Source organism: Mycoplasma sp. 5912 (genome assembly GCF_054353835.1).
Map to the genome: position 1 here is coordinate 1 of NZ_JBTHHI010000009.1, position 13,474 is coordinate 13,474.

Sequence of the window (13,474 nt, forward strand, 5' to 3'; positions counted from 1 at the left end):
CAAAAAATCTCTCATCTTTTCACTTCCTTAGACTCCATCCTTTCACTTCATCAGCGTAAGTTAACTATGCTCAAGAATCTTAAGAAAAAATTGTTAGAAAAAATGTTTGTTTAATTCACCAAACACAAAATAATTAAGTATTTAATTTATATCATAATATAGTAATATAATCATTTACTTAAATGTTAAATTGTTATAAAATATCCTAATTAAGAGGTTAAAATGAAAAAGAAAAAATTTTATTTAAGTATTTTAAAAGGAACAGTTTTTGTTTTACCAATTACAACCATTGCAGCATCTGGTTGTGATTTATTAAATTCAGAAAAACAAGATAAGCAAGAACCTGGTGTTATTCCTATTAAGGGTAATCCCGAACCCTTACCTGTTAATCCATCTCCGCTTCCTGCTCCATCTCCAATTGAAAATCCTTCTCATCCCAATCAACCTGTCGAACCTATTGGAACTATTAAACCACCAAAGCAAAATGTTTCAACACCAACAGAACCAATAGAACCCCAAAAACCTATCGATACAAAACCTGATGATGGCGAAAAACAACCCCCTATAAAATCAGGCGGTGAAAATAAACAAAGTCCTTCTGATAACCAACAAACACAGCCTGAAAATCCGGACCCTGTTCCAAAACAAGAACAAAAGCAAAAACCGGAGCAACCTAAATCAAAAACTGATAACGAAACAAGTGGTGGGATGCAAAATCCAACACCTTTACAAAAAAAAGATTTTCTTTTTGGTAACATCCTTAAAATTCAACCTAATGAAGTTTATTGAGCAAACGGACTTAGTCAAGAACAAAAGGATGTTGCATTAAATGCTTATAATAAACCTTCGGTTTCTAATATTGAAGATATTAAAGAAAAAACAGATAATACAGGAAGAAAATATTTAGAATACCAAGATCCTTTTACTAATGTTTTATTTAGAGATTATGCATATCCAATCGAAGGTACAAAAGATTTTAGATACCTTCTCGGAAAGCACGGATTGATTGCTTTAGCACAAGAATTTAAACGTAAAGTTCCCTTTGGCCCAGAAGTATATGATTTGCAGGCTATAAATATTGATGATTTTAATGTAATCAATGCACAGGCAAACGGATTATACATTCCAAATATTAAAAATATTTTTATTAACGGTAGTAATTATGCTGAAAAGGGATTTAATGAATATGAAATAATTGGTGGTCTAATGCCAACTATTTTCCATGAATATATGCACCATTGATCAGATTCATATTCTGAGGCAACCTTACCTAGCACACCAACTGCTTTAATAGATCAAAGAATTAGAGAAAACACTAAGTTTGCTACTATCATTTACTATAATCCAGGTTTAAATATTGAAGAAAATGACAACAGTCACTCACATGGACTAAAACAATATTGAAATTCTTATTTTGCTAATAATTTCTATAAACTATTAAATTATGATGTTGATGAAATCGGATATATTTCTGATGAAGATGCTGCGATATTTAACAGATTTAATGATGGAACATTTATGGATAATCTAGATAATTTCCTATTTAGACGTCTTTCTCCTCGAGACATCTGAGAAATAGCAAATGATGAAAATGCACCAAGAAGATTACAAAGATTTCAAGGTGTTGATAATTTTTACTACTCACCATCCTTAGCTTTTAAACTTGATTATGGAAGATTAAAATATAATTATTCATTAACCGAGTTGGTTCCTCGAGAATACTCTAAATATGCTTTTGAATCATATTTTTCAATCAATGCACCAAATCAAGCCGCATATAATGACACACAACAAAAAGCAACAATTAACTGATTCGGTGTTCATTATTTTAAAAACGATGGAAACGGAAATATTTCAAAATACTTCAGTCCTTCTGCGATAGCTGAAGATTGATCAAAAGTATATATGAACAACTTTGATAGCAGTTATCGCCAAGGAACTTTCTTGAATGGATATCGAACTTTAGATGGACAAAATGACACTAGAGTAGTAAATGCGACTATGACACCTAACTCTGTATTTGATATACGACCATATATTTTTGAAAGAGATTATCCGGTAGGTTATGACATTTTAGGTCAACCAGTTTATGAAAAAAGACTCTACCATTTACCTGAAAGAAAAACAATCAACCGTTCTCAAAAGTTTTATGATTTATTTTTAGCGACTATGGGATACGGAAAATCAATTAATCAGATGTTTTATCAAAACCAATGGGGTTGAAATAATAAGCAAGTTTATGTCGATGAGACTAAAGCAAACCAAATCAAATTCTCAGGTTTTCTTCCGACTAAAAAATACACCGGTTTAGTTTTAAAAGATCCTAGCTCTACAAACTATACCAAAGCTTATTTCAACTATTATGATACATTTTCTTTCTTTGGACATAAAACTCTTGATACAGGTGCAACAGTAGTTAAAAACGGGTATATAACCGATGATCGCAAGGAACAAATTGCTAATCGTATTTATCCTGGACACAGTAATGATACATCGATGCCAGAATTAAACAGAGCATATTACAGTTATATTACTAAGGATTTTGTTAGTGTAAAACATGATCAACAAGTATTTTTATGAGAAGATAAAAACAATGATGGACAAGTACAATCTGATGAACTTAATACTTCTGATATTAGTTTACCAAAAAACAGATGAGTTACATCTGGTCGTGCCTGAAATACTAGTCAACCAGCATTTAAAAAGTTTAAGTTATCACAAAATGCAGATGGAAAGGTTTATATTAGATTAGCCTAATGCAGTGAGATTTCAACGAATTAAAGGTGGGTTCAATCGTCAATGTCCAAGCATATAAGCACGATGGATTTTTATACCGTCAGTGATCTAATACCAAGGTGATTTTTCATAATAAGAGACATATTGTGCTTTCGTTAAAAGGAACTAAGGTTACTGAATCACAAAGTAATGGTAAAGGATGAAAATACAAAGATGATGCTATTTGATTTATACCTAAAAATTCATTATACAATACTATTGTTTTATTAAAGAAGGGATTGGGTAATTCTTTTTATACTAATTTAGCATCATATCCTATCTATGAAGAAGATACAATTAAATTTATTGATTATGATTTAGATCTAAAAAGTTATCCGAACAAAGATTTACAAATAGTTGATAAAGAAGAATTTAAAACCAATTCTGCTAAGTTTAAATATCCCAAAGAGCTAAAAGAAATGATTTATAAGGAAATAACTGAAGTTGTTAATTTATATAACAACGATAAATATTTCTTTAATGATGAAATAATTCTTTATTATCTTGAAATTATGTTAAATGATAAATTAATCGATCAAAAAACTTATATGAGTTTTTATAAAATGTATCATAAAAATTATCAAGAAGAAACTCAGATGCTAAAACAACTTAACAACTACAGTGTAAAAAGATTATACAAAAAGCAAGTATAACTTGCTTTTATTTTACTTTCAGCATCAACAATAACTCGGTATAAATAGAATTCATTTTGGTAACTGAAACTGCTTCGTTTTTTATCAACATCCTTTTGTTTTTATACTGCAATAAATTTATATCTTCACTATTTAAAAGTTGTTTTGGTTTCTTTTTTTTAAATTTCTTTATGTAATTTTTATAAAACTAAATAAGTAAAAAATAAATATTTTACTCAAAAAAACTAATTACGCTCAATAATTTGTTTTGTATCTAAATTAATTATTGTGCTGGGTTTTCCGCTTCCTACTCCAAAATCATAAACATTTTTTATCATTGGAAATACTTTTTGAGCATCTTTTATATTTATCGGTTTGTATCCAGAAATATTGGCACTTGATACATACATTGGTCCATTTTTAATAAGAAAATTAATTAATTGATTATTATTTGGAATTCTGAAACCTTGGTTATTTACAATTATAGTAGTTGCTCCGGGTCACTTTTGTTTTGCTATATTATCTGCTTGTTTATTTCACTGTTTAAACTTTCTTACTTGTTCAATGTTACCAATTAAGATTACAACTTTTTTGTCTGTTTTTCTTTGCTTAAGTCTATATATTTGCTCTAAAATATCATCTCGAACGGGTCCACCGAGCCCAACTACTGTATCTGTTGAACATATAAACATTTCATCATAAACTGAATTCATATCACATTCCTTAAATATATTTTACTACGAAAGAACAAGGATATCCTTGTTCTATTTATTTAAATATAAATTCTATATTTGGTTCACCTTTAGAATCAAAAGTAAGTTTTTGATTACCTAAATCAACTAAATATGATTTAGATAATAATTTTATTAAAGATGTTTTAGTTAATGAGCCAGATATTATTTTTATTACCTCTGTTGTAGGATCGTAATACTTTTTCATATCCTTAACTCATATTCAAGTATCGTTTAGATTATTCTGGATTAAATCCTCAAATTTTTTAAAACTTCTTTGTTGCATTTTTGTTATTGTATGTGGTTTTTTAAATGTTTCAAGAATATTCTTGCTAAAAAAGTATTGTGATTTATAAGGTCTTAATTTTATAACTGATTCAGTTATTTCCTTGTGTAATTTTATTGATTCAGTCAATTTACTTATTTTACTTTCTTTTTGTTTTATATCTATTATTATTTTATTATTAGATATATCTATTTTTTCAACACTATTATTAATAACTGAATATAATTTGTCATTAAAAACATATCAATCTAAATTGCTATCATATGAAAAATCATATCAAGGTTCGGTTGATTTAGTGCGAGGTTTATAATCAGGTGAATAACTGACATCTAATTCATCTAATTCTCGAACAAATAAAAGATTAATTAATAATTTATTTGTACTTTTTATAGGTAGTATTTCCACTACCATGTTATTCTTATTGTTATAAAATATTTTATTCTTATCTGAAAATATATTTTTTATCTTGTCATAGGTTCAATTGAAATTATATGAATCTTTTATTTTAATAAATGGTAATTTTTTATTCGAATCCTCTGCAATAACTTTATAAAATGCATTTTCTTTGTCAATAATTTTGTCTAAATCAAGATTATCATCTGTGAATATAAAATTATTTATTAACAATTCTTTTTTTAGTGAATCTATATATAAATCATTTTTTCTTTCATATTCTGTTTCTTTCTCTTCTTCAATAGTTTCATACTTACTACATGCAACAGATGTGGGTAAGATGCTAATTGCCAATAAACTAGATAAAATTTTTATTTTTTTGTCTAACATACTATGTCTTTAATTTACTTCTTGATTCATATATTGCGTTTCTATCAGTTAAGATATAATACATATATTTAGTTTGTAAAAATATGTCTCTAAAATTTTTTCTAAGTTTTATTTGCAGTGTTGCTTCATAGGGTCAATCTTTATAATATTGTTTAGAAAGCATTATTCGATTTGTTGCAGAACCATAATCATCAGAAAAGGATTTATAATTAGATTTCATTGTAGAAACATGATACTGTTTATATATTCATTCAGGAGTAGCATATATTTCACTTTTTATATGTACATCAAATATATTTACATATTTTTGAATGGTTTGTTTTGAAAGTTTTTCCCACTCACGATATCATTGTTGAAATAAATCTGAATAACTAGAATAAACAGCAAGAAAATTATCACTTCCAGAAATTAATGTTTTATAATTAATTTCTTTATCATTTGAGTAAAGATCTCGTATGCTCTGCTTATGAACATTATCTGCAAAAAATTTCATTCTCTCTCAATTAAAAAAACCTGCACCAATATTGTCTGGTAAGTCAAATATATGATCTCCATATTTTCTTAAATCAAAACTTGCCATTAAAATTGCTTTTAACTCCGGAACATCAAATTCTGAATCTGGTCTTTTTATTGTTTCAAGTAAAGCAGAAGCTGCTAGAATAACTGGAGTGGAATTACTTGTCCCACTTCATCTAGTTACATCTGGATCATCAAGGGTTGTATCTGTGTTATATCAATTATCATTTAATAAAAGCGATTGATCTGAAAACTCTGTTGGTCCTAAACCTAATGGTGAATCTTCAAAGTTCTTTATTTTTATTTGCGAATAATCTTTTATCTTATCTGTATAAAAATCATATGCTCCTATTATAAATGTATTTTTGCTTCTTTGAATTTGACTGGGTTTTTTTCAAAATTCATTATTTATATCCAATAGTTCATTAAATTTTATTAACAAATTTTTTATTTCACTGTCTATCTCATTTTCATTTATATAATCAGATAATGTTTCCTTAAATATTTTAACTTTTTCTATTATTCCAGTACCAAAATTACCAGCAGAAATAAAAAATTTCATATTATTATCAAAAGCATATTTGTCTAGCAAAGCACCCTCTTCTGAATAATCTTTATTTATAATCTTTTCTAATTGTCATATTATATCGTTAATTTTTGATGTATTCTTTTCTTTTATAAAATCTTCAAATTCTTCTTTATTCAAATAATTTAAAACATTATCAGAATAACTCATATTAATGTATTTAACACCGTTTTTTCGGAAGAATTCTAGGTTTTCAGTCAATATATCTAAATCACTTGCTGCATAATTTCTTTTAAAGCTTGTTGAATAAATTTCTGCATTCTTAAGTAAACCACCATCACCAGCAATTATTGATGCTATATTTGTTGCATGCTCGTTTTTTTCTCAATAATTCAAAAATGTAGATTTATTGTTTTCAAATTTAAATATTTTTTCGTCAGTCAATCTTGAATCATATACAACTCTATCGCTATTAACTAAATTTTGATCATTTGCATATTTGATAATGTTATAGTTATCTAAAGGTAGCTGCTCATCAATATTATTAGTTGTTTTACCGTTGAATTTCATCATTCTAAAATCAACTAAACCAGCATCTATAATACCGATTTTTATCTTTTTGTCTGTCCTCTCATATATTCCTAATTTATCCCATAAAGTCTTAAAAATTGTGTCATACTTCTTAATATTTCTTGGTTGATTATTAAATATAGCAGACATTGTCAATGGAATAAATGTAATACCAATTAAAGCAATTACTTGTTTTATTATTTTTCTGACTTTCATAATAACTCCTAATAAAATTATACTCTTTTATATGAAATTATTTCCAATTATTATATTCAATCAATTTCGACTTATAAATTTACTATAAAATATCTATAATTTTTTTCTTTTGTATATAATTTACATATGCCAGAATACCCAGAAGTCACAGTTGTACAAAAATCTTTAAACAAACACATTAAAAATCAAAAAATAACTAAGGTTGAAGTAAAAATTACCAAACTTATTAAAAACACTGATACACAAGGTTTTATTAACTTTTTAGTTAATAAAACGATTATCAATGTAGAAAACTTTGGTAAATTTTTGGTATTTAATTTTAATGATAAAAGTCGACTAATTTCGCATCTGAGAATGTCTGGTAAATATTTTATTAGAGAATTAAACGACCCACTTTTATATGCTTATAAACATGATTGTATATACTTTCGGTTAGAAAATAAAGTCTTAGTTTATAATGATTCTCGGATGTTTGGGTCCTTTGAGATAATTGAAAATACAGACAAAAGAAGTTTATATCAAATTAAAAATCTTGGATTACTTCCTGCTGATACAGATGTGGATAGACTATTCGAAAAGTTAAAGCACAAAAGCATTAGTATAAAAAAGGTTCTACTTGATCAATCACTTGTTCTAGGAATTGGTAATATCTATGCTGATGAATCCTTACATCGTTCTAAAATATACCCTATGACCCCTGCTAATAAAATATGTAAACAAGAACTTAAAACTTTGCTGATGAATGCTCAAATGATAATGGATGATTCGATTGTAAAAGGTGGAAGTAGTGTTCATACATATTCTTCTGTTAATGGGATAACTGGTAAGTTTCAAAATGATTTGTATGTTTACGGAAGAGAAAAGAAGCAATGCTTACAATGTAAGAAAACAGATATAATAAAAGTAAAATTAGATTTTAAAGAAAACGGTAGAGGAACATCATATTGTCCTACTTGCCAAAAGGAGAAAAGTGTCTAAAAAATTAACTTTAGTTATTGATATGCTTAATGGTTTTACAAAATTCGGTCCTTTATCTAGTCCAAGAATTAATTCGATTATTCCTAATATTGCTAATGTTTTGAAACATTCTGAAAATATTTTGTTTGTCTGTGATGCTCATTCTGAAAATGATTTAGAAATGCAGCAATACCCGATCCATTGTTTAAAAGGTTCTGATGAGGCAAAAGTTGTTGACGAACTCCAACCATATTTAGATTCTAAAAATGCTAATATTGTTTATAAAACTACTACAAACGGATTTTACGATGTTGATCCAAAGTTTTGGGATCTTTATGATGAATTTGAATTCGTAGGTTGCTGCACCGATATTTGTGTATTACAATTTGTTCTTAGTTTAAAAACTTGATTCAATAAAATTGGTAGTGACAAAAAGATTTCAGTTATCTCAAGTGCTGTTGAAACATTTGATACCCCAGAGCATAACGGGGACATTATGCACAATAATGCTTTGAAACTCATGGAAAATGCAGGGATTAAAATTGAAAAATAATACATTAGATTTGCACGGTGCATACACACAAGATGCAAAACCTAAAATCCAAGAAATGATAATGGATTTAGAAGATTTAAGAGTATCAGAAGTTGAAATAATCACCGGTAAAGGTAGTGGTGCTTTGCAAACTACTTTAGAAGATTTTATTCGAAACTATAACAAAACACATAAAATAAAGTTGGTTTATAAAACTATAAATCAAGGTGGTTCATATCTTATTTATTTAGAACAGCAAGATAGATTTTCATATGATGAATATCATTATTATAATGCAATTAAAAAAAGAATTTCAGATGACTTTGATAAAATGGTTTCTGAATTTAAGAAATAATCCGTTTATACTATAAACAAGGAATAAACGGATTTTAATATCAATTATTTCGTTGCAATAAAATTTTCTCATTTAACTCTTGTTTCTTTGTTTGAATTTCTTCTTTTCTTTTATTAACAATAAAAATCATTTGTTCTAAAAATAAGTCGCGCATTACTCTATCATTTCATATTTTCTTAGATAACCTAAGTGAAGGTAAAATTTCAATCGGAATTTCTTGTGAACCTTTAATTTTATGAATATCATCGTGTTTTATTAATAAGGGTGGATTTTTTTCATTAGTTAAACTTTTTAGATATTCGATATATTTATCATAGGTTAATATTTGTGCATTTAATGACTGAATTTCACGACGTATATCAAAAATTTTACCTATTAATTTATGTGCTGTAAACTTATTTTTATATAAAAATGCTAATTTCTTGCTGTCATCAAGATTATATATTCTGAGATCATTATGCATCTGGTTTTTAACTTTTGCATCTATATGATATATATTTCTTCCATCTAATAACATTGCTAAACCATATCAACAGGCAATTCTACCATCTTCGGTATTTTGTTTTATCATAGATAAAACAGGGTGTTTTATAGTTTTTGCAATGTTTTTAATGTTTTCAAAATACTTAGAAGTAGAAAATATTGAATCTGGGACTACATTATCAAGCTTAACCTGGATAGTTGAAAAATTTTTAACTGATATTTTAAAAAGTTTCTCCATAATTCAATTTTCTGGTCCAGCTCCTCAACCATAAAATACACAATTTGATGCAACAGGGATAAATTCTTTATCACCAATCAATGTTTGTATATCTTTTGTTATTTTCTCTCTAAGTTGAATTAGTGCTTTTTCATATGTGATATTTTTAAAACGGATGATTCCAAATCTGTTTTTGTAACTACCACCCTTAAAAGTTCCGATAGAATAACAATAAGGTAAATCTTTATGGTAATTTACACTATCTTTAAGTTTGCTCTTGTGAATATTTAAATAATTAACTGTAACTGCTTCAAAATCAATAAAAAAGGTTTGTTTTTCCATATTACTCCTTTATTTTTAAAATTTCTATTTTTGATTTTATAAGCTTTTCTTCTAGTTCTGCAATTCTATTCAACTCATTTTCTAAAGACTGTGCTTGTGCTAAGATCGGTTTAGTTACTGGATCTTTTGGAGCGAAAAGTTCACAGGTTTCATTAGCTGCAATAACTGAAATATCATGTGTGTTTATTTCTTTTGCTATATTTATAATTTCATTTTTATCATAGGTTAAAAGTGGCCTTAAAACAGGTAAATTTGTAACACTTCCAATTGTATACATTGATTCTAGAGTTTGTGAAGCTACCTGTCCCAAGTTTTCACCATTAGAAATACCTAAATACCCATATTTTTGTGCTAACTTATCTGCAATACGGTAAAAACTGCGTCGCATTAGATTGATTTTGTATGCAGGTTTTGACACAAATGAAATATAGTTCATCAGATGTGAATAATCTGCCTGAATCAAATGTGAACTTATTTGATATTTATTTAAAACTTTAACAAGTGATATTATTTTATTAACAGTTTTTTTATCAGTTTGTGGTGGAGTTAAAAAAGTAAGAAAATCAACTTTAACTCCTCGCTTCATCATCAAATATGCAGCAACAGGAGAATCAAATCCACCAGAAATTAAGTGCAAGACTTTACCAGATATCCCTACTGGTAATCCTCCTAATCCTTTAATATATTCAGAAAAGACATATGTATATTTATTGCGAACTTCTAGATAAATTATTTGATTCGGATGATGCACATCTACTTTGGTTTTTGTTTTACTTAAAATAAATCCACCTAATAAGTTATTTAATTGTGCTGAATTATATTCAAATTTCTTATTATTCCTTCTTGCTTCAATTTTAAAGGTTTTAGAATCAGGTTTTAATAACTTTAATGATGCTTCTTTAAATGCTTCTAACGAATTTTCTACTACCAAAACAGGAGAATACGAACTAATACCAAATACATAATTTAGTTTCTTTATATTTTCCTCACTATAAGGTAGATACATTCGATCAAATTCTACATCAGGTTTTATACCAACTATATGTGTTATGTTATTTGAAAGTTGATTGATAAATAACTTGCGATTACCTTTCTTTAAAACTAACTCTCCGTACCGAATTAAAATTTTATTATACATATATCTCCTAACTTGTTTTTATGTAGTTTTTTAGTTTAAAATAAGAAATTTTATACTCATTGTTTTCTATATTAATTTTAAGGTTAAATAATTGGTTTTTTGATTCATTTTTTTTATTTTCAAATCTTGGATTTTCCATAATATATATCGATAAAGCATCATACATTTTTTTATATTCTAAATTTTCTGAAAGAACTTTTATTAAATTTATTATAGAACTAATTCAGTTGTTTCATCTTTGCTTTTCATCGGTATAAATAAGTTTAAATTTATTTTTGTTAAAATGTTCAAACTCTTGCCTTATATGTTCCTTCTTGATTTCAATACTTTTTGTTTTGGGTAAATTTTCGTTAGATATTAAAGAGTAATAAATATTCTGAATTCGTATAATTTCTTTATTATATCCATATATTTTTGCTTCTCTTTGATTTTGTTTTTGTCTGTAAATATTTATCTGTATTTGTTCAAATTTTTTTAAAACTTCTGATGTTTTCTCTAATAAGTCATCTGCACTCTTGCTATCTTTATAAAGGTTTTCAACAGATGTTTTTAAATTTGAAAAATCATCTTTATTACTTTTACCACTTAAATTAAGCGACAAAAGTTTTTGATTAATATTTTCTAAAAGGTTTTGAATTTTTTCTTTATTATCAAGTAAATATGACTTAATCCAATTTCTCTTATTTGTCTCTATTTCATGAATAAACATTACTTTATAAATCTTTTTTACTTTATCGATTGTTACTAATGTATCTTGTTTTTTTCACTCTTCTGTTTGTTTTTTTCAACTTTTACTTAATTTAGTATAAAAATCAACATCTTGTTTTTGGTTTATTTTGCTATTAATAAGAGATGATAAATGTGCATATAAAGCAAAATCTAATTTTTCAGAAGCATAAAAAAACTCTATAAGTTTGTTTCCATATTGTCTTAAATTATCAAAAACACTTCTTAATTCTTCAAAATTACCAAATCTTTTTTGTTTATCAGCTTTAGTCACAGTTGTTCTTATATCTTCTATTTTCTTTTGAATATACGGATGAAACTGGATTCCATTATATTTTGTGTTGTTTAATGAAATAATTAAATCATCAGTTACATCTAAAAAAACTGCTACATTTTGCTCAATATCATTTCATTTAGTCGTAAATGGCTGCGATTTTTTATCAAATAACATTTGTTTTTTTAGATATAACTTATATTTTTTTCTTAATTTAAGAAAAAAACCATATGTTTTAATAAGCTTTCGATGTTCATTTTGAATATTATATAGACTTTGTTGTTCTTTAAATTCCGAACTTATTGTTTTCAATGTTTTTTGAATTTCGGTTAAATCAGAATAAATACTTATATATTCATAAACATTATTTTGTAAAGTGTTTACTTTTTTTAAATTATTAATATTGTCATTTTGATATGATGATATTTTATAATCCATATTTTGGGCGTTTTTATGCATCAAAATAAAAAAAACAGACCTTAAAAAAAGGACAAATAAAAATGTTATTAAAGTAATTAAAATTGATATTACAATTCAAAAAACTATATGCATTTTACTCCTATATATATTATAAAGAAATAATTATATTTGGAGTATTATTTTAAAATTAAGTTCACGGTTGCCGGTATCCCTACTTCGTATGCTACTTTTTCAAATTGATTAATATTATATTGGTTTGCTTTTCCAGGATATAATAATTTTTGATAAACTGCATCGGTAGATTTTTGAATTCTTTTGGTAACAAGATATAAAAATTCAGGTGACACAACAACTTTATTATTTTTATAAATTAGTTTGATAATAAAATGTCCAAAGAATAAATTAATTTCTTTGATACCATCCTTTACATTTGTAATTGCTCTAGAAAAATTGTTATAACCAATACCAAAAATTCTAGGAAATCTTGTATGTGTATGTGGTGCTAAATTCGCTTCATTTAACTTAGATAAACCTATATTATGTAAATAATATGCAGAGTGTCCATATTCGCTTGTTTGTGGTAACAAATATCATTTTAAGAACTTAAAACTAAATTTATCTAAATTACTTAAAAAACCCATTCAGTTGTTTGATAATAATTCACTTAATTTTGATTCATTATTTTGCACTTGTAAAAATTGATTTTTAAATTCGTTTCAGTTTAATTGTTCATCTTGTTTAGGATTTTTGATATTAAAATATTCTGCAACCTTTAAAATATTTGCATTTTCTTTGTTTATATTTAAGTCTTCTTGATTGCTATTTTGATTGCAACTTATTGCTGTTATCGGAATAATTTGTAAAGTAAGTGCTGTAAAAATTTTTTTCATCGATCTCCTATATTACTATTTAGTAATATTATATTACAAATTATTTTTTGGTAAAATATTACAATCAAATACTTGAAATATTACTATAAAAAGTAGTAGAATAAA

Annotated in this window: 12 protein-coding genes; 5 read left to right on the forward strand and 7 right to left on the reverse strand. The window is 26.3% G+C overall.

Annotation, left to right across the window (positions count from 1 at the left end):
- The first annotated feature begins 222 nt into the window (after positions 1-222).
- Positions 223-2,757: an MYPU_1760 family metalloprotease gene (locus ACXYRP_RS03335; RefSeq protein WP_458615215.1), complete on the forward strand. Its 2,535-nt coding sequence runs from the start codon at positions 223-225 to the stop codon at positions 2,755-2,757.
- On the forward strand, positions 2,757-3,428 hold the full coding sequence (locus tag ACXYRP_RS03340; protein ID WP_458615216.1) for a DUF402 domain-containing protein: 672 nt from the start codon (positions 2,757-2,759) through the stop codon (positions 3,426-3,428). The genes ACXYRP_RS03335 and ACXYRP_RS03340 overlap by 1 nt, the downstream gene beginning before the upstream one ends.
- A gap of 224 nt (positions 3,429-3,652) precedes the next feature.
- Here ACXYRP_RS03340 and ACXYRP_RS03345 read toward each other — a convergent pair whose 3' ends face one another.
- The 3 genes from ACXYRP_RS03345 to ACXYRP_RS03355 are packed head-to-tail and all read right to left on the reverse strand — an operon-like array spanning position 3,653 to position 7,035.
- A complete protein-coding gene (locus ACXYRP_RS03345; protein WP_435128634.1) occupies positions 3,653-4,120 on the reverse strand; it encodes an L-threonylcarbamoyladenylate synthase in 468 nt (155 codons plus the stop codon).
- Between the two features lie 55 nt (positions 4,121-4,175).
- Entirely contained in the window at positions 4,176-5,207 is a 1,032-nt protein-coding gene (locus tag ACXYRP_RS03350) for a hypothetical protein (RefSeq protein WP_458615217.1), read from the reverse strand.
- Between the two features lies 1 nt (position 5,208).
- Positions 5,209-7,035, reverse strand: a complete 1,827-nt coding sequence (locus tag ACXYRP_RS03355) for a S8 family serine peptidase (RefSeq protein WP_458597835.1) — start codon at positions 7,033-7,035, stop codon at positions 5,209-5,211.
- Positions 7,036-7,161: 126 nt separating this feature from the next.
- Here ACXYRP_RS03355 and mutM point away from each other — a divergent pair, with 126 nt between their 5' ends.
- Genes mutM through ACXYRP_RS03370 form a run of 3 tightly spaced genes read left to right on the forward strand, consistent with a single transcriptional unit; the run spans position 7,162 to position 8,879 of the window.
- The gene (gene mutM / locus ACXYRP_RS03360) at positions 7,162-8,013 is read left to right on the forward strand and encodes a bifunctional DNA-formamidopyrimidine glycosylase/DNA-(apurinic or apyrimidinic site) lyase (protein WP_458597837.1); all 852 of its coding nucleotides are present in this window, start codon (positions 7,162-7,164) and stop codon (positions 8,011-8,013) included.
- The gene (locus ACXYRP_RS03365; protein ID WP_458607439.1) at positions 8,006-8,545 is read left to right on the forward strand and encodes a cysteine hydrolase family protein; all 540 of its coding nucleotides are present in this window, start codon (positions 8,006-8,008) and stop codon (positions 8,543-8,545) included. Before mutM ends, ACXYRP_RS03365 begins: the two co-directional genes overlap by 8 nt.
- Positions 8,535-8,879: a Smr/MutS family protein gene (locus ACXYRP_RS03370; RefSeq protein WP_458597839.1), complete on the forward strand. Its 345-nt coding sequence runs from the start codon at positions 8,535-8,537 to the stop codon at positions 8,877-8,879. Before ACXYRP_RS03365 ends, ACXYRP_RS03370 begins: the two co-directional genes overlap by 11 nt.
- A 34-nt stretch (positions 8,880-8,913) precedes the next feature.
- Here the strand turns inward: ACXYRP_RS03370 and ACXYRP_RS03375 are convergent, their stop codons facing one another.
- From ACXYRP_RS03375 to ACXYRP_RS03390, 4 genes are all read right to left on the reverse strand, one after another.
- Positions 8,914-9,921, reverse strand: a complete 1,008-nt coding sequence (locus tag ACXYRP_RS03375; protein ID WP_458615218.1) for a hypothetical protein — start codon at positions 9,919-9,921, stop codon at positions 8,914-8,916.
- Position 9,922: 1 nt separating this feature from the next.
- A complete protein-coding gene (gene thiI, locus ACXYRP_RS03380) occupies positions 9,923-11,059 on the reverse strand; it encodes a tRNA uracil 4-sulfurtransferase ThiI (RefSeq protein WP_458597843.1) in 1,137 nt (378 codons plus the stop codon).
- A gap of 7 nt (positions 11,060-11,066) precedes the next feature.
- Positions 11,067-12,497 carry a hypothetical protein gene (locus ACXYRP_RS03385; RefSeq protein ID WP_458597845.1) on the reverse strand — a complete coding sequence of 477 codons (1,431 nt, stop codon included), beginning with the start codon at positions 12,495-12,497 and terminating at the stop codon, positions 11,067-11,069.
- Between the two features lie 158 nt (positions 12,498-12,655).
- Positions 12,656-13,369: a hypothetical protein gene (locus ACXYRP_RS03390; RefSeq protein WP_458597847.1), complete on the reverse strand. Its 714-nt coding sequence runs from the start codon at positions 13,367-13,369 to the stop codon at positions 12,656-12,658.
- Between the last annotated feature and the right edge of the window lie 105 nt (positions 13,370-13,474).